Consider the following 19,858-nt stretch of genomic DNA (forward strand, 5'->3'; position numbering starts at 1 on the left):
CCTCACCTCTTTCAGTCAGACGCGCGCCAGGCACGTTTCCACGCTTACCACCTCTGCAAACCGGTTAGCCAGCACGGTTTCCGTTCGGTGAATCAGTTCGGCGCTGCTGAGCGTGATGCCGTTATGGGTCATCGGAAAGGTCAGCGTTGCTTCGGAAACAAACAGTACCTTAAAACCGAGATCGGATGCCACGCGCGCGGTGGTTTCGCAGCACTGTTCGGTGCGGATGCCGCTGATAATCAGGGTGTCGATGGCGCGTTCCTGCAGCCACAGCAGGAGGCCGGATTCAGTCAGCGCGTTATGAACATGTTTTTGCACGCTTAGCGTCGGCTCATGCTGTAAAAATGTCATCCGCCTGACCCAGCCGGACGCCAGCGAGAACGGCCCCTGCGGCGCAACGTGGAATACGTCCACCACCGGCATTGCCCTGGCCTGGCAGCCCTCAATCAGCGCACTGATGTTGCGCTGAAAAGCTGGAAAGTCATTCTCCTGCCAGAATTCGCGGTGTAGAAAAGAGTCCTGAACATCAATCACCAACAGTGCTGCCTGTGCCATTTTCGGCCTCCTGAAAAATGAATTCAGGCCCATCATGACGGGCCTGAAGCGCAGGAAGAAGGCCAGATCGGGACAAGATCGTGCCAGTGCAGGACAGGCTATTGCATCAGCGGTGCCAGCTGGGTATAGAGGCGCGTAAAAGTTTCACGCAGCGGCTGGTAATGCTGATAGCGTGCCCTCTCCGGCTGATGACGCTGTACCCGCGTCAAAGCGGGCATCGTCGCCTGCGGATCTATCGCCAGCTGCGCCAGCCGCGCCGCGCCCAGTGCCGGGCCGACGTCGCCCCCCTGACAGTAGTCGAGCGTCTGGCCGCTGATATCGGCCAGCATTTGACGCCACAGCGCACTACGCGCGCCACCGCCGATCAGCATAATACTGGAGGGCGTGACGCCACACTCATGCACCGCATCCATGCCCTGCGCCAGCGCATAACCGACGCCTTCCAGCACCGCTCGCGCCAGTTCAGGCCGACGATGCTGGTGCGTCAGGCCAAAGAAAACGCCTGTCGCCTGCGGATTATTGTGCGGCGTGCGTTCACCAGAAAGATAAGGCAGAAACCACAGCGGCGGCGTATTGCTCTCTGCGCGCTCAGCTTCCGCCAGCAGCTGTGGCACATCGGCGCAGCCGGTCAGCTCAGCAGCCCAGTCCAGGCAAGCCGCCGCACTGAGGATCACCGACATCAAATGCCAGCGCTGCGGCAGCGCATGACAGAAGCTGTGCACCGCGCGCTGCGGATTGCTGAGGTAGCCGTCACTGACAACGAAATAGACGCCAGACGTGCCGAGCGAAAGCATGCCCTGGCCCGGCTCCGTCATGCCAACACCCACTGCGCCTGCGGCGTTATCTCCCCCGCCTGCCACCAGCGGCACGGGCTGCATGCCCCAGCGAGCAGCAATCTCATCGCTCAGCGAACCAGTAATAGCATTGCCCTCAAACAAAGAGGGCATCTGGTCGCGCGTGAGATCGCAGGCCGACAGCATGTCATCGCTCCAGTCGCGCCGCGCCACATCCAGCCACATTGTGCCGGCCGCATCAGACATATCGCTGGCGAAGTCACCGCTCAGCCGCCAGCGCAGATAATCTTTTGGCAGCAGCACTTTGGCCACCTGCTGAAAAATTTCCGGCTCATGCTGCTGCACCCAGAGCAGCTTTGGTGCGGTAAAGCCCGGCATCATCAGGTTGCCGGTAATCTGGCGCGAGGCAGGCACGCGCCGCTCCAGTTCCCGACACTGCTCGCCGCTGCGCCCGTCGTTCCAGAGAATAGCCGGACGCAGAACCCGATGCTCGCTGTCGAGCAGCGTCGCGCCGTGCATCTGACCGCTCAGGCCAATGGCTTTAACCTCGCTTAACGGTTGCTGCTGCGCCAGTGCCTGCATAGCCTGATCGGTTGCCTGCCACCAGCTTTCGGGATCCTGCTCGCTCCAGCGTGCGCGAGGACGCGACACCTGTAACGGTGCGCTGGTGACCGCCACCACGCCTCCCTGCCCATCCAGCAGCGCCACCTTTACTCCGGACGTGCCCAAATCGATCCCGATATACATGACTTGCTCCGATAAACTCAAAAATCGAAAAGATAATGGTTCACCAGGTTTTCCAGCTGCTCCTGGCGCCCGCTACGATGCTGCGGATTAAACTGCTGCTGCTGAGCATGCGCTGCCAGTGAAGCAAGAGAAAACTCGCCTTTCAGAATTTGCTGGCCGAACTCACCATTCCAGCCGCTGTAGCGCTGCGCCACCCGCTGATCCAGCTCGCCCGCTTCTACCATGCGCGCCGCCACTTTCAACGCCAGCGCCAGGGTATCCATCGCGCCAATATGGCCATAAAACAGATCGTATTTATCGGTGCTCTGGCGACGCACTTTGGCGTCAAAGTTCAGGCCGCCAGTGGTAAAACCGCCCGCTTTAATGATTTCATACATCACCAGCGCATTCTCTTCGACGCTGACCGGGAACTGGTCGGTATCCCAGCCACACTGGCTATCGCCACGGTTGGCGTCTACCGAACCAAAAATACCGAGTGCAATCGCCGTGGCAATCTCATGGTGGAAAGAATGACCGGCCAGCGTGGCGTGGTTCGCCTCAACGTTAACCTTGATCTCTTTTTCCAGACCAAACTGCTTCAGGAAGCCATAAACCGTTGCCACATCATAATCATACTGGTGTTTAGTGGGCTCCTGCGGTTTTGGCTCAATCAATAGCGTGCCCTGAAATCCGATCTTATGCTTATGCTCGACTACCATCTGCATAAAACGGCCAATCTGCTCGCGCTCCTGGCGCAGATCGGTATTCAGCAGGGTTTCATAGCCTTCACGCCCGCCCCACAGCACATAGTTTTCGCCGCCCAAGGTCTGGGTTGCCTGCATGGCGCTGCATACCTGGCTGGCGGCCCAGGCGAACACTTCAGGATCGGGGCTGGTCGCCGCGCCTGCGGCATAGCGCGGGTGGGTAAAGCAGTTGGCCGTGCCCCACAGCAGCTTCACGCCGCTCTCCTGCTGCTTTTCCAGCAGTTTATCAGTCATCACCGCGACATTTTCCTGATAGCTGCGCAGCGAATCTCCCTCTGGCGCAACGTCCACGTCATGAAAGCAGTAGTAGGGCACATTCAGCTTGTGAAAAAACTCAAAGGCTACATCAGCTTTTAACTTTGCCAGCTGCAGCGCGTCGCCGCTTTTCTGCCACGGTCGATCAAAGGCCCCCACGCCAAACATATCGGCACCGTTCCAGCAGAAGGTGTGCCAGTAGCAGGCGGCGAAGCGCAGGTGTTCAGCCATGGTTTTGCCGAGGATCACCTCGTCTGGATTGTAATGGCGAAAAGCCAGTGGATTGGTGCTCTTTACCCCTTCAAAACGAACGCGTTCGATCTGGTCGAAATAGGCGTGCATGTTTCGCTCCTCAGCGTGAAAATCCGGACAGTCGGCCGTGAAGCTTTATATTGCGTGTGCGCTTTCAGCCTGCTCAATTACGAAATTTCACACCCTGGTTAAGATAATTATTATTTGTGCTGCGGCTCGCAAATTAATAAGTAATCGGGCCAGAAACCCGATTCGATCCTCCTAAAATTGTTAAATCTCGATCGGGCTCATAAAAACAGAAATAAACCAAAAAACGTAATTGCCGGATAAAAATCAGTAATTGATGTTGCCGGAGAATCGGGTCAACAATTCATCCGCCTGGTACATAGCGATAACGACAACAGCCTCTACCTACAGGATGAATACCATGAAAATGAAACTTACGCTGTTAGCCGCCTGCGCCGCGCTGGCCCTGTTCAGTCATGCGGGCACAGCAAAAGAAGTGAAGATCGGTATGGCGATTGATGACCTGCGTCTGGAACGCTGGCAAAAAGATCGCGACATCTTTGTTAAGCAGGCTGAATCGCAGGGTGCCAAAGTATTTGTGCAGTCGGCCAACGGCAATGAAGAGACGCAGATGTCGCAAATAGAAAATATGATCAACCGCGGCGTCGATGTGCTGGTCATCATTCCCTATAACGGCCAGGTATTAAGTAACGTGGTGGCCGAAGCGAAACGCGAAGGCATAAAAGTGCTGGCGTATGATCGCATGATAAATAACGCCGATATCGATTTTTACATCTCTTTCGATAATGAAAAGGTCGGTGAACTTCAGGCAGAAAGTCTTGTGAAGCAGGTACCAAAAGGAAATTATTTTCTGATGGGCGGATCCCCCGTCGATAATAACGCACACCTGTTTCGCGCAGGGCAAATGAAGGTGTTAAAACCCTATATCGACAACGGCAGTATCAAGGTGGTGGGCGACCAGTGGGTTGACGCCTGGCTGCCAGAAAACGCCTTAAAAATCATGGAAAACGCCCTGACGGCTAACAGCAACCACATTGATGCGGTTGTCGCGTCTAACGATGCCACCGCAGGCGGCGCGATTCAGGCGCTGAGCGCACAGGGCCTGGCGGGCAAAGTCGCCATCTCTGGCCAGGATGCTGACCTTGCCGCTATCAAGCGCATCATTAACGGCACGCAGACCATGACGGTCTATAAACCCATCACTCAACTGGCTACCGAAGCCGCCAACATTGCTATTGAGCTGGGTAACGATAAGACGCCAGCCAGCAACGGCAAGCTGAATAACGGCCTGAAAGAGGTTCCCTCACGTCTGCTGACGCCCATTCCGGTCAACAAAGAGAATATTGATGCCACCGTGGTGAAAGACGGTTTTCATAAAAAGAGCGAGCTCTGAGCGCGCGCGCCGCGAAGAGGAGAGAGCGATGCTGCTGGAAATGAACAACATCACCAAGCGTTTCGGCGCGGTGAAAGCGCTGGATAACGTCAGCCTGCAACTGGAGAGCGGCGAGGTGATGTCGCTGTGCGGTGAGAACGGCTCAGGTAAATCAACGCTGATGAAAATTCTGTGTGGGCTCTACCCGCACGGCGACTTTGACGGCCAGATCCACTTTTCCGGTGACCTGATAGAGGCGCAAACCATTCGCGACACCGAACGCAAAGGAATAGTGATCATTCATCAGGAGCTGGCGCTGGTACGGCAGCTCACGGTGATGGAGAACATCTTTCTCGGCGCGGAGCTGGGCCGCTTTGGCATCGTTGATGACGAAACCATGACGCTGCGCTGCCAGCAGCTGCTGGCGCGGGTGAAGCTTGATGTCTCACCGGATACGCGAGTCGGCGATCTCGGACTGGGCCAGCAGCAGCTGGTTGAGATCGCCCGCGCGCTGAACAAACAGGTGCGACTGCTGATCCTCGACGAGCCAACCTCGTCACTCACCGAACGGGAAACCGAGGTGCTGCTGAGCATTATCAACAATCTGCGCGATCACGGCATCGCCTGCATCTATATCTCGCACAAGCTGAACGAGGTGAAGGCAATCTCCGACACCATCTGCGTTATCCGCGACGGCAAGCATATCGCCACTCGTCCGGCCGCCGGGCTCAGTGAGGACGACATCATTACCATGATGGTAGGACGGGAGCTGACGGCGCTCTATCCGCATCAGCGCCACACCATTGGCGAAACGGTGCTGCGGGTAGAAAACCTTACCGCCTGGCATCCGGTTAACCGCCATATCCGGCGCGTCAACGACGTCTCTTTCAGCCTGAAGCGCGGCGAAATCCTCGGCATCGCCGGACTGGTAGGCGCGGGCCGGACTGAAACGGTCCAGTGCCTGTTCGGTGTCTGGCCGGGCCGCTGGCAGGGGGATATCTGGATCAACGACAAAAAGGTGCAGATCCGCGACTGCCAGCAGGCAATTGCTCAGGGTATCGCGATGGTGCCGGAAGACCGCAAGAAAGATGGCATCGTGCCGCTGATGAGCGTGGGTAAAAATATCACGCTGGCCGCGCTGGATCAGTTTAGCCACCGTTTCGCACCGCTGGATGAGACACGCGAGCAGCACACTATCAACGCATCGATCGCCCGGCTGCGGGTCAAAACCTCTTCGCCGGAGCTGGCGATTGGCCGTTTAAGCGGCGGCAATCAGCAAAAGGCGATTCTCGCTAAATGCCTGCTGCTTAACCCGCAGATTTTAATCCTCGACGAACCCACGCGCGGTATCGACGTTGGCGCACGTCAGGAGATCTACCTGCTGATCAACGCTCTGGTGCAGCAGGGGATTGCGGTGATCGTCATCTCATCTGAACTGCCTGAAGTGCTGGGCCTGAGCGATCGCGTTCTGGTGATGCACGAAGGGCAGATCAAAGCCGATCTGATTAACGACAACCTGACTCAGGAGCAAGTGATGGAAGCGGCCCTGCGGAGTGAACATTATGCTTAAAACGGAAAGTCGTCAGGGCACGCTGCCAGGCGCGCCGTCGCCAAAAAAATTCGCGCTGCCGAATCTACAGGTGCTGGTGATGCTGGGTGCCATTCTGCTTATCGCCCTGTTTTTTACCTGGACCACCGACGGAGCGTGGCTTAGCGCGCGCAACGTCTCTAACCTGCTGCGCCAGACGGCGATCACCGGCATCCTGGCGGTCGGCATGGTGTTCGTCATTATCTCGGCAGAGATCGATCTCTCCGTCGGATCCATGATGGGCCTGCTGGGTGGCGCGGCGGCAATTTTTGACGTCTGGCTCGGCTGGCCGCTGCCGCTGACCATCGTGGTTACGCTGCTGATGGGGCTGCTGCTCGGCACCTGGAACGGCTGGTGGGTCGCCTACCGCAAAGTCCCCTCCTTTATCGTAACTTTGGCAGGGATGCTGGCGTTTCGCGGTATTCTGGTCGGCATCACCAACGGCACCACGGTCGCGCCAACCACGCCTGCCATGTCGCAGATTGGACAAAGCTATCTCTCTGACGGCGTAGGTTTTGGCTTTGGCATCGCTGGCCTGGCGCTGTTTATGCTGTGGCAGTGGCGGCTGCGCCTGCGTCGTCAACAGCTTGGGCTAACGCAGTCCGCTGTCGGCAGCACCGTGGCTCGCCAGGCGATGACGGCCATACTGGTTCTCGGCGCGATCTGGCTGCTGAACGACTATCGCGGCGTGCCAACGCCTGTCCTGCTGCTGGCATTACTGCTGCTGGGCGGCATGTTTATGGCGACGCGCACCGCCTTTGGCCGCCGCATCTATGCCATCGGCGGCAACCTTGACGCCGCGCGCCTCTCCGGTATTAACGTGGCTCGTACCAAACTGGCTGTATTTGCCATCAACGGTGTGATGGTGGCGATCGCCGGTCTGATCCTCAGCTCACGCCTTGGCGCAGGTTCACCCTCGGCGGGGAATATTGCTGAGCTGGACGCCATTGCCGCCTGCGTAATCGGCGGTACCAGCCTGGCGGGCGGCGTCGGGTCAGTGGCAGGCGCGGTTATGGGTGCCTTTATCATGGCCTCGCTGGATAACGGCATGAGCATGATGGATGTGCCAACCTTCTGGCAGTACATCGTCAAAGGGGCAATTCTGCTGCTGGCGGTGTGGATGGATACCGCGACGCGCCGCCGGGTGTAATCGCGCTGGCGATCACAACGTGGCGCAAACAATTTCTGCTGTTCATCTGGCCGTGCTATGCATGGCGCTGGGATTCAGGAGAGCGCGCCACCATGCATGAAAAACGCTATCGCATCACGTTGCTGTTCAATGCCAATAAGGTTTATGACCGCCAGGTCGTGGAGGGAGTTGGTGAATATCTGCAGGCTTCGCAAACCGACTGGGATATTTTTATCGAAGAGGATTTTCGCTGTCGAATCGATAACATTCGCGAGTGGTTGGGCGATGGCGTAATCGCCGACTATGATGACAGCGCCATCGAGCGACTGCTGGCAAACGTCGACGTGCCCATTGTGGGCGTGGGCGGCTCATACCATCGCCAGCAGGATTATCCGCCGGTGCACTATATCGCCACCGACAATGCAGCGCTGGTGGAGAGTGCCTTTCTTCACCTGAAGGAGAAAGGCATTAATCGCTTTGCCTTCTATGGTCTGCCCGCCTCCAGCGGCAAGCGCTGGGCGCAGGAGCGTGAGCATGCGTTTCGCCAGCTGGTACAGCGCGAACGCTATCAGGGCGTGGTCTATCAGGGAATGAATACCGCGCCGGAGAACTGGCAGCACGCGCAGAACCGACTGGCTGACTGGCTGCAAACCCTGCCGCAGCAGACCGGTATTATCGCGGTGACCGATGCGCGTGCGCGTCATCTGCTGCAGGCGTGCGAGCATCTGAAAATACCGGTGCCGGAAAAGCTGAGCGTGATTGGCATTGATAACGAAGAGCTGACGCGCTATCTGTCACGCGTAGCGCTCTCTTCTGTTGCACAAGGCTCGCGACAGATGGGTTATCAGGCGGCTAAGCTGCTTCATCGCCTGCTGGATAAACAGCCGCTGCCGCTCCAGCGCATTCTGGTGCCGCCGGTAAAGGTTATCGCCCGTCGCTCTACTGATTTCCGGTCACTACGCGATCCCGCCGTGATTCAGGCGATGCACTATATTCGCTTTAACGCCTGTAAAGGGATCAAAGTAGAGCAGGTTCTGGACGCTATCGGCCTGTCACGCTCCAATCTGGAAAAACGCTTTCGTGATGAAACGGGTGATACCATTCATGCGATGATTCATCGCGAAAAACTGGAAAAGGCGCGTGAGCTGCTGGCTTCCTCCTCCCTGAACATCAATGAGATTTCTCAGATGTGTGGCTACCCTTCGCTGCAATATTTTTATTCGGTGTTCAAGAAAAGCTACGCCACCACGCCAAAAGAGTATCGCCAGCATCACGGCGAAAAGGTGCTGTAGACCGGCACTGATCGGATAAAGCGGCACCGCGTAACCGTTCCTGCAGCAGGCCATATTAGCGCGGCAGGCAACAGCGGATCACGCCGCCCGGCGAGAGTTCAGGGTCAGCGCTCTGATCGTTAATCCTGACGCTGTTCAAACTGCTCAATGACCGCCAGCGACAGTCCGACTGCCGGATCGAGGCGCGTCTGCAAAAAATGCAGCGTCGTATTCTGAAACGTAAAGGCAGGTGTGCCCGAATCAATGCGTTTGCGCACCGTATCGCAAAACAGCGCGTGCTGATTCCACGGCGCGTCGATAATGACGGTCGCAGGATTCAGCAGCAGGATGATCTGCGCAATCGCCTTCGCCAGAAATCCGGCGGCCTGCTGCATCACTTCATCAACCACTTTCGGCGCTTCGTCGCGCGTCTGCCAGCTTAAACCGGGACGCCGCTGCGCCAGCTGCTGCTCTATTGCCGGCTTGCTGACCAGTATCTCAACGCATCCCTGACGCCCACAGCGACAGCGCGGGCCATCCGGCTGCACGCTGAGATGCCCCGCTTCGCCGGCCGTCCAGCTGTTGCCTGTAACCACTTCGCCCTGCTGAACCAGCGCGCCGCCCATCCCTTCCGCGATGCGCAGATAGAAATGACTGCTTTCCGTGTTCAGCCCCAGCTGCTGCACCGCCAGCAGCGCCGATGCTTTGACGTTATTCATCACGCGCAGCGGCAGCTTCACTCGTTGCCTGACGGCCGTCAGTAAATCGACATCCTGCCAGCCAAGATGTGTTGAAAGATGCATCCAGCCACGCTGCGGATCGACAATGCCGGGAAAGCCGAGTCCGATGCCCAGCAGCTGCGGATGCTTTTCCACCAGCTGCGCGCACAGCGTCGCCACCGCTTCCAGCAGCACGCTGGGATTAGAGGTGTCGATGCGCCGCGTCTGTTCGACCATGACCCGTGAAAAATAGTCGCAAACGCGCCAGTAAATGACGTTGCGCTCCACCATCACACCCGCGCTTTTTAACGTTTCTGGCAGCAGTGCAATCTCAATCCTGGGTCGTCCGGCGGCGGCAACGCTGACCGGGCCCAGCTCCTGAACCAGCTTCTGCTCCAGCAAATCGTCGACTATCAGCGAAACCGTATTTTTGCTCAGCGATAGCAGGCGGGCGAGATCCTGACGCGAGGTCACACGCAGCCGACGCAGCTGCCTCATCACGCGCTTTTGATTGTTAAGTCTGAGTAGTGCAGGACCTTTACCCAAATTTTTCATGGCGCATACCTGACAGAAAAGACGTCTTTCAGTTTAACAGCGCCGGGATGCCCAACATGCGGCACTTTTGCGTGCTGTTTCACACAAACAAAGCGAGGATGGCAGAGGCGTAAAAAAACCGGGTCAGGCCCGGTTTGTCGCTTGCTACCGCATCAGTACTCGTCACCGCGCACGCGGCTGCGGTAGCTTTCCCAGTCGAAGCGCACCCACATACTGTTGCCGAGGCGCATGCGATCCATTACGCGCTCACCCAGCAGCGTGTTCATGCCGGCGGGATCGAGATTCGACAGCATACCGGTTGGACGTTTTGACGACGAACGGCGATCGACGATCTGATTAATAATCACTTTCTCATAGCGCGATTCGCTCTGCATACCGATCTCATCAATGACCAGCAGGTCGACAGTGCTGAGATCCTGCAACAGCCGCTCTTCGGTGATATCGCTGCCGCCGCTAAAGGTGCCCTTCATACTGGACATCAGATCGGCTACGGTGACAATCAGCACGCTTTTACCGCGCAAAATCAGATCGTTACCGATGGCGGCCGCCAGGTGGTTTTTACCGGTGCCCGGACGACCAGAGAAGACAAAGCTGGCGATACTGCCGTCAAAATCGCTGGCATACTGGCGCGCCATGGCCAGCGCCCGGCGCTGCCCCTCATTTTCGACGCGATAGTTGTCGAACGAACAGTTCATATGCAGCTCGCGAATACCGGAGCGCCCCATAACGCGCTGCATCTTCATGGCGCGGTTTTCACGAACGATGGACTCTGAACGTAAACGCCCTTGCTCCTGATTCCACGCCAGCAGCTCTTCACCACTGGTAAACTTCGGCTGCACGTTCGCGGGCATCATTTTTTTTAAACGGCTGAAGAGATCGGTCGGCGTTTTCATTACTCACCTCGAAACCCATCGGGAATGTTGTAATCAGTATTGCTGATTTGCGTGATATCGCGTTTCGGCTGGCCGCCATTAGCAGCGCGGTTCATCTGTACGCTACGCGCCAGCTTCTGCTGCCACTGCACATGATGAAACAGACGACCTTCCGCCTGCCAGTAGGCCGTGAAAGCGGCCAGCTCAGCGGGCGTCACCGGCTCGCTGAGCGCCACGCCCCAGATGGCAGCCTGTCGCTGAAAATCGGCATCGGGCTGCCAGCCCGAATACATGGCGAACTTCCCGACCGGCGTCGGCAGGGGCGCGGGCAGGTCGTCATATAAACTGTCGTCCAGCGCCACATCACTGGGCTGCTGTGCCGCCGCCTCCAGCGCCAGCAGATGCGCCAGCCGCTCGGGCGTCACGGCATAGAGTACCGGCGTGTAATTATCCAGTACTGCCAGCGTGCCGTTTTCTGCCTGGTGCAGCGCCTGACGTGGATCCTGACGGAAAGCATCCAGACCAATAAGCGTAGAAGTAAGAATTTTGACTGACATGATGAAACCTGACGTTGGCCTGCGCGTTGCGCCGACAGAGCATCGGCGCACAAGCCTTTATTGTACCTTTTTTAGCGTCCGGGATCGTCAAAAAAGGCGAGACTTACGAGGACCAGGAGACCGGTTTGCGGGAAAGGATGGCGTGAACCGGCTCGACCACGGCTATCCCGGCAGCCGCGGTGCGCGTTTGCCACAGATAGCGCACTGAGGCGAGCCAGCAAAGGCTGTAGCCCAGCAGCTCGGTTCCCTCTTCCGCCATATTTTTTACCACGCGGTTATAGCCATCCATCATCAGGTGCTGCCACAGCTGATGCATACCGAACAGGCGAGAAAACACCAGAACGATCAGCAGACCGCTGGCGGTCATTAACCAGCTGCGATCCGTCACAAAGGTAACGAGCCCCTCCAGCGTGTCGCGCGGAGAACGCAGCGCGAGGGCAAGGCAGGCCGCTGCGGTCGCCAGCGCAAACCACACCCAGCTGCCGTGCTCCACGGTATCGAACATAAAGTCCAGCTCGCGGATTAACATACAGGCATAGAAGCCACCAGTCAGGATCAACGCGCCACGCTGGGCAGGACGAGAACGGGCTGACCAGAAGAACATTGCTGCGACAGAGGCCAGCATGATTTCCTGCAGCGTCTCCGTCAGCGATGTTTCATGCATCGCGTCATTCATCCAGTTAACATCGATATAGACAGCCGACATCATGGTGACAAGAAACAGTGTTGCAAATAAAAAAGCCGCGCATTCACGGCCGAGGATTAAAAATTGTTCGCGCATATTATTACCAACATTATGATTAGCGCGCTTATTATATGGCGTAACTGACCCGCCCTTTCTCATTTTATGCCCCCGGCTAAAAACTGGCGCTCACCCCCAGACTGTAAATAAACTGCTCACCGCTGTTGAGCGCAGCGTTTTGTGAAAAAGCCGCGAAGGCCGCCATGCGCCCGTTCAGGGGGATCTGCGCGCCCACGCTGATGTCTGCTCCTCGCTCCTGCCGCTCAGTCGCCTCATCGGACTGGCCAACATGCCCTTCGTCAGCCAGACTTTCACCCGGTCGATAGCGGTAGCTCAGCTGCGCATAAGGTGCGATCCAGCCCAGTCTCGAGTCAACGCGCCAGCCCAGCGTCGCGACACCGTCGCGGCTGAAATCACACGGCACGCAGTTGAAGGGCGCAGGTGCGGTTACATACTGCGCCACCGGACCGGTTGTCAGCGAAGCGCCCAGCGGCATATCCCAGCCCATGCTGTAGCGCATGCCGGGCGGCACCGGCTCCATGCGCAACGTGAAGGCAGCGTCGGGCGGATTGAGCGCCGCATCCAGAAAAGCTGAGTGGCGCTCATCGCTGACGATCAGGTGGTTTCTGGAAATTTTTTCCGCAAGGATAGTGTTGTAATCGGGGAGACGGTCGCCTGCACGCTCATCCTGTGATGAGAGCCGCGCACTGCTCCAGGCAAAAACCGGCGTTGCAAAGCAAAAAAGCAACGCACTGCTCAGCGCCAGTGCCGTGAGGCGCTGGCTGGCACACTGACTTTTTGGCAACATGGGCGGCTCCAGACGAGGCTGAAGAAGACGATCGGCGTGATTAACAGAAGGTTTTGTCACGCCTGCTGTTTAACTATTGACCGACTCTACCTGAGATCAAGCGTCGCCGCTCAATTTTCTCACTGGCAGGATATTACTCATGCAACGATGTGGCTGGGTCACTCAGGACCCGCTTTACCTGGCGTACCACGACCTGGAATGGGGCATTGCGCAAACCAACAAGCAGGCGCTGTTTGAGATGCTCTGCCTTGAAGGTCAGCAGGCGGGACTCTCCTGGATCACGGTGCTGAAAAAGCGGGAAAATTATCGCCGCGCCTTTCACCATTTTGACCCTCAGGCAGTAGGGCTAATGGATGAGCAGGATCTGGCACGGCTGATGCAGGACAGCGGTCTGATACGCCACGCAGGTAAACTCCGTGCCATCATCACCAATGCACGTGCTTATCTGGCAATGGAAGCAAAAGGAGAGGATTTTGCGCGCTTCGTGTGGCGTTTTGTCGATAACGAACCCATTGTGCACCATTTTGCCTGTTACAAAGAGGCGCCGACGACCTCAGAGCAGGCGGTTGCGCTCTCTAAAGCGCTGAAGCAGCGTGGTTTCAAATTCGTCGGTCCCACAATTTGCTATTCCTTCATGCAGGCCTGCGGGCTGATCAGCGACCATCAGACCAGCTGTTTTTGTCATCCAGACAATCTTTTACGCTCAATGCCGGAAAAATAGGAGTTTCCCTCACCCTTTCTCTTATTTTAAGCGGCATAATTTCGCCGCTTTTAAGACTTAACGTCTTTATTTGATTTAGGGAATGAGCATGTACAAAAAGACATTTACGATTTGCCTGTTACTGAGCGGCAGCATTGCGCTGTCAGGTTGTACCGTTAACCCTTACACCAATGAGTCCCAGGCCGGTAAATCGGGTATTGGCGCAGGCGTGGGCGCGCTGGTGGGCGCAGGCGTAGGCGTTCTCTCCTCCTCGAAAAAAGATCGGGGCAAAGGCGCGCTGATTGGCGCGGCATCGGGTGCAGCCCTGGGCGGCGGCATCGGTTACTACATGGATGTGCAGGAAGCCAAGCTGCGCGAGAAGATGCGCGGTACCGGCGTCAGCGTGACCCGCCAGGGCGACAATATCGTGCTGAACATGCCGAATAATGTCACCTTTGACTCCAGCAGCAGCAGCCTGAAGGCAGAAGGTGCCAACACGCTGACTGGCGTTGCCATGGTGCTGAAAGAGTATCCGAAAACTGCTGTTAACGTCGTGGGTTACACCGACAGCACCGGGTCGCGCGCGCTGAATATGAAGCTGTCACAGCAGCGTGCTGAGAGCGTTGCCAGCTCGCTCATCACGCAAGGCGTGGCAGCGAATCGTCTGCGCACTCAGGGTATGGGGCCGGATAATCCCGTTGCCACCAACAGTACCGAGGCGGGTAAAGCGCAAAACCGCCGCGTAGAAATTACGCTCAGCCCGTCAGGCTGACAAGCCAACGCCCCTGTCGGGGCGTTTTTTTTGTCGTTTTTCGGCCCCGTTTTCCATAAAGCGAGTCGATTATCTTGCAATCTCTAGTGCCAAAGCAGACTTTATGTTAGCGTGAAAAAAACGTGTTCAGCGAGTCATCCAGCATGTCACTTAAAGCTATTGCCAGTGTATTGGGGTTGTCCGTTACCACGGTTAGCCGGGCGTTAAACGGCTATGATGATGTCTCGCACGACACCCGCAAGCGCATTGAGGCCGAGGCTGAACGTCGGGGTTACCGGCCGAATGCCGCCGCGCGCCGTCTGAAAACTGGCCGGGCCAATGCCGTTGGACTGGTTTTTCCCACCAGCCTCTCTCCCATCAGCGACTGCCGCTTTAGCGAAATGCTGCTGACGCTCGATCAGCGTCTTGCTCAGCAAGATATTGATCTGCTCCTGCTCGTCGATAAGCCGGATGATCCGCAGCGCACCCTGGCGCGGCTGATGCGCAGCCGGGTACTGGATGCGCTGATCGTGACCCACACGGTACCGCAGGACGAGCGCCTGCTCTGTTTGCAGCAAAAAAATTTCCGTTTTATCGCTCTGGGGCGCAGCGATCTGCCGCAGCCCTATGCCTGGCTGGATGTGGATCATCAGCGGGGTTCCCGCCTGGCGGTAGAGGCTTGCCGGCAACAGGGCCTGACGCAAATCGCCTGGCTGGGCAGCGATGAGGCGACCACCTTTGTCCGCGATCGCCGCCGCGGCTTTGTTGATGCAATGGCCGATCTCGCGCCGTTTGCCATCGCCGCCGTGCCACCCTCGCGTCGCGCTGGCTATCAGCAAAGTGCCGCCTGGCTGGCACAGCACCCTGCCCTCCAGGCGATTATCACCGACAGTAGCGCACTGGCAGAAGGTGCGGCGCTGGCGATACAGCAGGCTCATCGTCTTTACGGCGCGCAGGCGGTGCGCCTCTATGCCTGGGAGGGGTTGCCGCGCGAAGCTATCGTCGATGCGCCAGTGATCACTATTTGTCAGGCATCGCAGCGCGAAACCGGCGATCTGTTAGCTGAAATGCTGGTGCAATTGTTGAACGGTGCGCCACAGGAACAGCTCCAGCAGCTCTGTCATCCCTGGCTGGAATCCATGCCATCCTGATGCACGTCCTTTTTTGCGACGGCCCTGGGCTGTGCTAGTCTCTGCCTGTTTCTCTTTTTACAGGTATCGACATGAAGAACAGACCGCCTCGCGCCACCATCAGCGATGTTGCCCGCCGCGCGCGAACCGGTAAAACCAGCGTCTCGCGCTATCTCAACGGCGAGCAGCATCTCCTTTCCGCGGATCTAAAAACGCGTATTGAACAGGCAATTGCCGAGCTTGATTATCGTCCCAGCCAGATGGCGCGCGGTCTGAAGCGCGGGCGCACGCGCCTGATTGGCCTGATTATTGCGGATATCACTAACCCCTATTCGGTTGATGTCATGTGCGGTATCGAAGCGGCCTGCCGTGAGCGCGGCTTCACGCTGCTGATGTGTAATACCAATAATGAGGTGGACCTGGAACAGCACTATTTGCAGCTGCTGAGCAGTTATCAGGTTGAGGGCGTAGTCGTGAACGCAGTGGGGATGCGCGAAGAGGCTTTGAGTCGTCTGCAGCAGTCGCTGCTGCCGATGGTGCTGATAGACCGTAAAATTCCTGACTTCGCCTGTGACGTGGTCGGCCTGAATAACGCCGAAGCCACGATAATTGCCACCGAGCATCTGCTGAACAACGGCTATGAGGCGCTGCTGTTTTTAAGCGAGCCGCTCGGTACCGTCAACACGCGCCGCGAGCGTCTGCAGGCATTTCGCCAGCGGCTGGCCGCCTGCCCGGCTGTTACCTACGAAAACGCCGAAGTGCCGCAGCATCAGCCTGCCGCGCTGGATGCGCTGCTGCTCGACTATGCGCAGCGCCACAGCGGCAAACGGGCGGCGGTGATGGTGGCCAACGGTGCCATGACCTTACAGGTTGCACGTGCGATGCAGCGCATCGGCATGCACTGGGGTGAACACATCGGTCTGCTCGGGTTTGATGAACTGGAGTGGGCGGCGCTGGCAGGCGTCGGCATCACCACACTGCGTCAGCCAACCTGGCAGATTGGCTATGCGGCACTGGAGCGTCTTATCGCCCGCATTGAAGGCACTGCCGGGCCGGTTGGCGAGCAGGTTTTTTCCGGTGAACTGGTGGTGCGGGGTTCCAGCCAGCCACTTTCCTGATCCTGTCCTCTCTCCCTTTTTCTCGTGCTCGCTTCGTGAGCACGATCATAGTTTCAGCGTCTGCTCCTTTGCTTTGGAACCGGTTCCAATTAACGTTTTCCCTGTGAGTTTTGCTTAATGCGCCTTTCAGGAGGGACGATGAACGCTGAAATTATTGTAGTGACCGCTGCTTATGGACAGCAACAGGTCGCGGCGCTGGGCGGCCAGCAGGCTCTGCTGCCGCTGATCCAGCAGGCGGGGGCTGACGGGGTTGAAATTCGTCGCGAACTCTTTGATGCTGCCGCGCTCGACAACCTGCCCACGCTGGCGCAGGCGATTCAGCAGCACCAGCTACACGCCAGCTATTCGGTACCTGACACGCTGTTTTGTGACGACGGCGCGCTAAATCCCCGGCTGGAGAACTACTTTAAAGAAGCTCAGCTGCTTGATGCCCAGCGCCTGAAGCTGGCGCTGGGCGGATTTAGCGGTGAACTGCACGGCGCAGCGCTACATGCACTTTGCGAACGCTATCCGACTGCACTGACAATTGAAAACGATCAGACCGCTAACGGCGAACTTGCCCCTTCGCTGCACTTTTTTCATGCAGTGGAACAGGCAAGCCTGCCGATAGTAATGACATTTGATATGGGCAACTGGCTGTGGACACATGAGAATGCGCTGGATGCAGCCTCGCTGCTGGGCCGCTTTGTAAGCTATATCCACGTTAAAGCCGCTGTGCCACAGGGTGACAGCTTTCGCGCCATCCCACTGGATGAAGCCAGTGATGCGTGGCGTCAGCTGTTGCAACATTTGCCCGCCGGCGCAGCGCGCGGCATTGAGTTCCCGCTGGAAGGTGAGGATTTGCTGGCGGTTACGCGCCACTATGTGACGCTGCTGCGCAATGTGTAAGGAGAAGAGATGACTACTCTGGATAATGGCACGCTGGATGTCGTCACCATCGGCGAAGCGATGGCGATGTTTGTCGCGCGTGAAACGGGCGATCTCGCCGCCGCAGAAAGCTTTATCAAGCGCGCGGCAGGTGCAGAGCTTAACGTGGCGATTGGCCTGGCGCGCCTTGGCCTTAAGGTCGGCTGGGTGAGCCGCGTCGGTGATGACAGCTTTGGCCGTTTTATCTGCCAGGTGCTGGAGCGTGAAGGCGTCAACCATCAGCGCGTTACAAAGGATGGGCGCTATCCCACTGGCTTTCAGCTGAAATCGAAGGTCGATGACGGTTCCGATCCGCTGGTGGAATATTTTCGTAAAGGCTCCGCTGCCAGCCACCTTTCCGTTGAAGATTTCGACAGTGACTACTTCGGCGCAGCGCGCCATCTGCACCTGAGCGGCGTTGCCGCCGCCCTCTCTCCCGGCTCGCTGGCGCTGCTGAAGCACAGTGCGGAGGCAATGCGTGCACGCGGCAAAACCATCTCCTTTGATCCCAATCTGCGGCCGGTGCTGTGGCGCAGCGAAGAGGAGATGCGTCAGCAGCTTAACCAGCTGGCGGAATATGCAGACTGGGTACTACCGGGCGAGAAAGAGGGCTATATCCTGACCGGTTACCGCCAGCCGGAGGCGATTGCTGATTTTTACCTCGACAAAGGGGTGAAAGCGGTAGTGATTAAAACCGGCTGTGACGGCGCCTGGTATAAAACGGCGCAGGGCGAGCAGGGCCAGGTTGAGGCGATTCGCGTGGAAAATGTTGTGGATACCGTGGGCGCTGGTGACGGCTTTGCCGTCGGCGTAATCAGCGCTCTGCTGGAAGGTAAAACGCTGCCGCAGGCGATTAAGCGCGGCAACAGAATCGGTTCGCTGGCGATTCAGGTGATCGGTGACAGCGAAGGGCTGCCTACGCGCAGCGAATTAGGCGACTTCTAGCCGCTATCCGAAAGCGCAATATCAGAGGAGAACACCATGAAATCGCAGACAATCGCGCCGAAACGCTGGTGGTATATCATGCCCATCGTGTTTATCACCTACAGTCTGGCGTATCTGGATCGCGCGAACTTTAGCTTCGCCTCTGCCGCAGGCATAAACGACGATCTGGGCATTACCAAAGGCATGTCCTCGCTGCTGGGCGCACTCTTTTTTCTCGGCTACTTCTTTTTCCAGATCCCCGGAGCGGTCTACGCCGAACGCCGCAGCGTAAAAAAACTGATTTTCTGGTGCCTGATTTTATGGGGTGTTTGTGCCTCGCTGACCGGCGTGGTCAGCAATATTCCGATGCTGGCAGCCATCCGCTTTGCGCTTGGCGTGGTCGAAGCGGCCGTGATGCCCGCCATGCTGATCTACATCAGTAACTGGTTCACCAAATCAGAACGCTCACGCGCCAATACCTTTTTAATCCTCGGCAACCCGGTAACGGTCCTGTGGATGTCGGTGGTGTCGGGCTATCTGATTGACTCCTTTGGCTGGCGCGAGATGTTTATCATCGAAGGATTTCCGGCGGTGATCTGGGCCATCGCCTGGTGGTTCATGGTGCAGGATAAGCCAGAACAGTCGCGCTGGATGAGCACCGAAGAAAAAGCCGCGCTTGCTGCTCAGTTAAAAAAAGAGCAGGAGAATATCAAAGCCGTGCGTAACTACGGTGAGGCGTTCCGCAACCGCAATGTGATCCTGCTCTGTATGCAATATTTTGCCTGGAGCATCGGCGTATACGGTTTTGTACTGTGGCTGCCGTCGATTCTGCGTAACGGCACGCAGATGGGTATGGTAGAAGCAGGCTGGCTGTCGGCCGTGCCCTATCTGGTGGCGACCATTGCGATGATCGTGGTCTCCTGGGCGTCGGACAAAATGCAGAACCGTAAGCTGTTTGTCTGGCCACTGCTGCTGATTGGCGCACTGGCTTTCCTCGGCTCCTATCTGGTCGGCTCCAGCAACTTCTGGCTCTCCTATGGGCTGCTGGTGATTGCAGGGGGAGCGATGTATGCCCCTTATGGTCCCTTCTTCGCTATTATCCCGGAAATGCTGCCGCGCAACGTGTCGGGTGGCGCAATGGCGCTGATCAACAGCATGGGCGCGCTGGGTTCGTTCGTCGGCTCGTGGATTGTCGGCTATCTTAATGGAGCGACGGGCAGTCCGGCGGCCTCCTATATCTTTATGGGCACAGCGCTGCTGGTGTCGGTCTGGCTGACGTTGATCGTCAAGCCGGCTGAGAACAAAACGCCGCCGCTGCATGGCGCGAAACACGCCTGAAAGCG

General features: G+C 57.5%; 19 protein-coding genes. 11 read left to right on the forward strand and 8 right to left on the reverse strand.

Annotated elements, in window-relative coordinates; translation table 11 throughout:
* Window positions 1-15 precede the first annotated feature (15 nt).
* From HP564_RS18555 to xylA, 3 genes are all read right to left on the reverse strand, one after another.
* Window positions 16-555, reverse strand: coding sequence for an isochorismatase family protein (locus tag HP564_RS18555; protein ID WP_371245311.1), 540 nt, complete (start codon window positions 553-555; stop codon window positions 16-18).
* A gap of 98 nt (window positions 556-653) precedes the next feature.
* The gene (xylB, locus tag HP564_RS18560; protein ID WP_371245312.1) at window positions 654-2,096 is read right to left on the reverse strand and encodes a xylulokinase; all 1,443 of its coding nucleotides are present in this window, start codon (window positions 2,094-2,096) and stop codon (window positions 654-656) included.
* A gap of 17 nt (window positions 2,097-2,113) precedes the next feature.
* Window positions 2,114-3,436, reverse strand: a complete 1,323-nt coding sequence (gene xylA, locus HP564_RS18565; protein WP_371245313.1) for a xylose isomerase — start codon at window positions 3,434-3,436, stop codon at window positions 2,114-2,116.
* Between the two features lie 337 nt (window positions 3,437-3,773).
* Between xylA and xylF the strand changes: the two genes are divergently transcribed.
* The 4 genes from xylF (at window position 3,774) to xylR (ending at window position 8,754) form a co-directional block, all read left to right on the forward strand.
* Window positions 3,774-4,766, forward strand: coding sequence for a D-xylose ABC transporter substrate-binding protein (xylF, locus tag HP564_RS18570; RefSeq protein WP_371245314.1), 993 nt, complete (start codon window positions 3,774-3,776; stop codon window positions 4,764-4,766).
* 28 nt (window positions 4,767-4,794) lie between these two features.
* The gene (locus HP564_RS18575; protein ID WP_371245315.1) at window positions 4,795-6,315 is read left to right on the forward strand and encodes a xylose ABC transporter ATP-binding protein; all 1,521 of its coding nucleotides are present in this window, start codon (window positions 4,795-4,797) and stop codon (window positions 6,313-6,315) included.
* A 79-nt stretch (window positions 6,316-6,394) separates the two neighbouring features.
* Window positions 6,395-7,483, forward strand: a complete 1,089-nt coding sequence (gene xylH, locus HP564_RS18580) for a xylose ABC transporter permease XylH (protein ID WP_371245380.1) — start codon at window positions 6,395-6,397, stop codon at window positions 7,481-7,483.
* Between the two features lie 92 nt (window positions 7,484-7,575).
* A complete protein-coding gene (gene xylR, locus HP564_RS18585; RefSeq protein WP_371245381.1) occupies window positions 7,576-8,754 on the forward strand; it encodes a D-xylose utilization transcriptional activator XylR in 1,179 nt (392 codons plus the stop codon).
* A 119-nt stretch (window positions 8,755-8,873) separates the two neighbouring features.
* On the opposite strand, the gene HP564_RS18590 is transcribed toward xylR, so the two are convergent.
* The 5 genes from HP564_RS18590 to HP564_RS18610 all read right to left on the reverse strand — a co-directional run bounded on the left by HP564_RS18590 (window position 8,874) and on the right by HP564_RS18610 (window position 12,986).
* Window positions 8,874-10,007 (reverse strand): ROK family protein, encoded by a 1,134-nt coding sequence (locus HP564_RS18590; protein ID WP_371245316.1) that lies wholly within the window; start codon window positions 10,005-10,007, stop codon window positions 8,874-8,876.
* A gap of 152 nt (window positions 10,008-10,159) precedes the next feature.
* Window positions 10,160-10,900 (reverse strand): DNA replication protein DnaC, encoded by a 741-nt coding sequence (gene dnaC, locus HP564_RS18595; protein WP_371245317.1) that lies wholly within the window; start codon window positions 10,898-10,900, stop codon window positions 10,160-10,162.
* Window positions 10,900-11,436, reverse strand: coding sequence for a primosomal protein DnaT (dnaT, locus tag HP564_RS18600; protein WP_371245318.1), 537 nt, complete (start codon window positions 11,434-11,436; stop codon window positions 10,900-10,902). Before dnaT ends, dnaC begins: the two co-directional genes overlap by 1 nt.
* A 103-nt stretch (window positions 11,437-11,539) precedes the next feature.
* Window positions 11,540-12,217 carry a hypothetical protein gene (locus HP564_RS18605; protein ID WP_371245319.1) on the reverse strand — a complete coding sequence of 226 codons (678 nt, stop codon included), beginning with the start codon at window positions 12,215-12,217 and terminating at the stop codon, window positions 11,540-11,542.
* Window positions 12,218-12,293: 76 nt separating this feature from the next.
* Window positions 12,294-12,986 carry an autotransporter gene (locus tag HP564_RS18610; protein WP_371245320.1) on the reverse strand — a complete coding sequence of 231 codons (693 nt, stop codon included), beginning with the start codon at window positions 12,984-12,986 and terminating at the stop codon, window positions 12,294-12,296.
* Window positions 12,987-13,125: 139 nt separating this feature from the next.
* Here HP564_RS18610 and HP564_RS18615 point away from each other — a divergent pair, with 139 nt between their 5' ends.
* From HP564_RS18615 to HP564_RS18645, 7 genes are all read left to right on the forward strand, one after another.
* Window positions 13,126-13,707, forward strand: coding sequence for a DNA-3-methyladenine glycosylase I (locus tag HP564_RS18615; RefSeq protein ID WP_371245321.1), 582 nt, complete (start codon window positions 13,126-13,128; stop codon window positions 13,705-13,707).
* Between the two features lie 88 nt (window positions 13,708-13,795).
* Window positions 13,796-14,458, forward strand: coding sequence for an OmpA family lipoprotein (locus HP564_RS18620; RefSeq protein ID WP_371245322.1), 663 nt, complete (start codon window positions 13,796-13,798; stop codon window positions 14,456-14,458).
* Window positions 14,459-14,601: 143 nt separating this feature from the next.
* Complete coding sequence (locus tag HP564_RS18625) at window positions 14,602-15,588, forward strand: LacI family DNA-binding transcriptional regulator (protein ID WP_371245323.1); 987 nt, start codon at window positions 14,602-14,604, stop codon at window positions 15,586-15,588.
* A gap of 71 nt (window positions 15,589-15,659) precedes the next feature.
* Complete coding sequence (locus HP564_RS18630; protein ID WP_371245324.1) at window positions 15,660-16,685, forward strand: LacI family DNA-binding transcriptional regulator; 1,026 nt, start codon at window positions 15,660-15,662, stop codon at window positions 16,683-16,685.
* A 138-nt stretch (window positions 16,686-16,823) separates the two neighbouring features.
* Entirely contained in the window at window positions 16,824-17,573 is a 750-nt protein-coding gene (locus HP564_RS18635) for a sugar phosphate isomerase/epimerase family protein (protein WP_371245325.1), read from the forward strand.
* A 9-nt stretch (window positions 17,574-17,582) separates the two neighbouring features.
* The gene (locus HP564_RS18640; protein WP_371245326.1) at window positions 17,583-18,536 is read left to right on the forward strand and encodes a sugar kinase; all 954 of its coding nucleotides are present in this window, start codon (window positions 17,583-17,585) and stop codon (window positions 18,534-18,536) included.
* A 36-nt stretch (window positions 18,537-18,572) separates the two neighbouring features.
* Window positions 18,573-19,853: an MFS transporter gene (locus tag HP564_RS18645; RefSeq protein ID WP_371245327.1), complete on the forward strand. Its 1,281-nt coding sequence runs from the start codon at window positions 18,573-18,575 to the stop codon at window positions 19,851-19,853.
* The last annotated feature ends 5 nt before the right edge of the window (window positions 19,854-19,858 follow it).

This window comes from Pantoea sp. KPR_PJ (assembly GCF_041386365.1).
GTDB lineage: Bacteria > Pseudomonadota > Gammaproteobacteria > Enterobacterales > Enterobacteriaceae > Pantoea.

What these genes read in the sequence shown, in the direction of transcription:
- HP564_RS18620 (WP_371245322.1), top strand. Translation starts at nt 13,796, where the DNA reads ATGTACAAAAAGACATTTACGATTTGCCTGTTACTGAGCGGCAGCATT.
- HP564_RS18630 (WP_371245324.1), top strand. Translation starts at nt 15,660, where the DNA reads ATGAAGAACAGACCGCCTCGCGCCACCATCAGCGATGTTGCCCGCCGC.
- xylB (WP_371245312.1), bottom strand. Translation starts at nt 2,096, where the DNA reads ATGTATATCGGGATCGATTTGGGCACGTCCGGAGTAAAGGTGGCGCTG.
- HP564_RS18605 (WP_371245319.1), bottom strand. Translation starts at nt 12,217, where the DNA reads ATGCGCGAACAATTTTTAATCCTCGGCCGTGAATGCGCGGCTTTTTTA.
- xylH (WP_371245380.1), top strand. Translation starts at nt 6,395, where the DNA reads ATGCTGGGTGCCATTCTGCTTATCGCCCTGTTTTTTACCTGGACCACC.
- dnaT (WP_371245318.1), bottom strand. Translation starts at nt 11,436, where the DNA reads ATGTCAGTCAAAATTCTTACTTCTACGCTTATTGGTCTGGATGCTTTC.
- xylR (WP_371245381.1), top strand. Translation starts at nt 7,576, where the DNA reads ATGCATGAAAAACGCTATCGCATCACGTTGCTGTTCAATGCCAATAAG.
- HP564_RS18610 (WP_371245320.1), bottom strand. Translation starts at nt 12,986, where the DNA reads ATGTTGCCAAAAAGTCAGTGTGCCAGCCAGCGCCTCACGGCACTGGCG.
- HP564_RS18635 (WP_371245325.1), top strand. Translation starts at nt 16,824, where the DNA reads ATGAACGCTGAAATTATTGTAGTGACCGCTGCTTATGGACAGCAACAG.
- HP564_RS18590 (WP_371245316.1), bottom strand. Translation starts at nt 10,007, where the DNA reads ATGAAAAATTTGGGTAAAGGTCCTGCACTACTCAGACTTAACAATCAA.
- HP564_RS18555 (WP_371245311.1), bottom strand. Translation starts at nt 555, where the DNA reads ATGGCACAGGCAGCACTGTTGGTGATTGATGTTCAGGACTCTTTTCTA.
- HP564_RS18615 (WP_371245321.1), top strand. Translation starts at nt 13,126, where the DNA reads ATGCAACGATGTGGCTGGGTCACTCAGGACCCGCTTTACCTGGCGTAC.
- HP564_RS18640 (WP_371245326.1), top strand. Translation starts at nt 17,583, where the DNA reads ATGACTACTCTGGATAATGGCACGCTGGATGTCGTCACCATCGGCGAA.
- dnaC (WP_371245317.1), bottom strand. Translation starts at nt 10,900, where the DNA reads ATGAAAACGCCGACCGATCTCTTCAGCCGTTTAAAAAAAATGATGCCC.
- xylA (WP_371245313.1), bottom strand. Translation starts at nt 3,436, where the DNA reads ATGCACGCCTATTTCGACCAGATCGAACGCGTTCGTTTTGAAGGGGTA.
- xylF (WP_371245314.1), top strand. Translation starts at nt 3,774, where the DNA reads ATGAAAATGAAACTTACGCTGTTAGCCGCCTGCGCCGCGCTGGCCCTG.
- HP564_RS18625 (WP_371245323.1), top strand. Translation starts at nt 14,602, where the DNA reads ATGTCACTTAAAGCTATTGCCAGTGTATTGGGGTTGTCCGTTACCACG.
- HP564_RS18645 (WP_371245327.1), top strand. Translation starts at nt 18,573, where the DNA reads ATGAAATCGCAGACAATCGCGCCGAAACGCTGGTGGTATATCATGCCC.
- HP564_RS18575 (WP_371245315.1), top strand. Translation starts at nt 4,795, where the DNA reads ATGCTGCTGGAAATGAACAACATCACCAAGCGTTTCGGCGCGGTGAAA.